The following is an 886-nucleotide window of genomic DNA, read 5'->3' as shown; positions in this document are numbered from 1 at the left end:
CGTCCAGCTGCCCTCCTGGTCAAGCTCCGCAAGCGTCAGCACGATCGACTCGCCACACCCCTCCAACTCCCACGGCTCGCCGCCCTCCAGGGTCAGGGTGCAGGCGCTGATCTCGCAGCCTTGCGGCGCGCAGCTGGCGGTGAACGCCGCGCTGCCCTCGGACTCGCCAAGCACGAAAGGCCCCTCGCCGCCCGTGAGCTCGAGGCTAAGCTCGGGCGGGGTGGTGTCGGTGTCGGGGCCGACGTCGTCGGTGTCACCTACGTCCGGATCGCCGGTGTCGGTGTCGGTCGGCGAGGCGACATCTTCGGGACCACATCCCCAGGATGCTAGCAAAAATACAGCAATAAATATCCGTACATACAGCATGGTATTGCCCTCCCGTTACCACGTTGGGTGAGTGTAAATGGTCAGCGTCTGTGAGATTTTCGAGTCAGGTTGGTGCGCCGGCTCTCGGGACGGGCACACGACCCGTCCCTACGGCCTGGGTGGCGAGCGCGAAATGCCAGATCTTAGCGCGCAAACGCCCAGTCCACCTCGGTGGGTGTGGCACCACCCAACCCGCCGCGGCCGAGTTGGCCGACGAGGTTATGACCCCAGCAAAAGAGCGTGCCGGCGGCGATGCCGCAGGTGTGCTCGTTGCCGGCGGCGATGTCTGTCCAGTCGTTATGGCCGCCGCTTACCGCGTTTGGGACCGTGTTGGAGGAGGAGTGGCCAAGTTTGCCGCGATTTTCATCGCCCCAGCAGTACGCCACCCCATCGGCGATGGCGCAGGTGTGGTCGGTGCCGGCGGAGATGTGCTGGACGTTGGGGAGGTTGGAGACAAAGCTGACGTCGGAGGCACTTGAATGGCCGAGTTGACCGTAGATGGTGCTGCCCCAGCAATAAG

Annotated in this window: 1 protein-coding gene and 1 pseudogene; both read right to left on the bottom strand. The window is 64.6% G+C overall.

The genetic code is table 11. The annotated features are described in order from the left end of the window. Positions 1-366, bottom strand: a 366-nt coding sequence (locus tag FRC96_RS16020; RefSeq protein ID WP_146975908.1) for a hypothetical protein, incomplete at its 3' end; no start/stop codon positions are given. A gap of 143 nt (positions 367-509) precedes the next feature. Beyond that, positions 510-886 (bottom strand): annotated as a pseudogene (locus tag FRC96_RS16015) (protein kinase domain-containing protein); the annotation flags it as partial.

The sequence above is a fragment of the Lujinxingia vulgaris genome (genome assembly GCF_007997005.1).
Taxonomy (GTDB): domain Bacteria; phylum Myxococcota_A; class Bradymonadia; order Bradymonadales; family Bradymonadaceae; genus Lujinxingia.
Note: the sequence above shows the minus strand (reverse complement) of the source record. Positions and strands in the feature narration are given on the sequence as shown.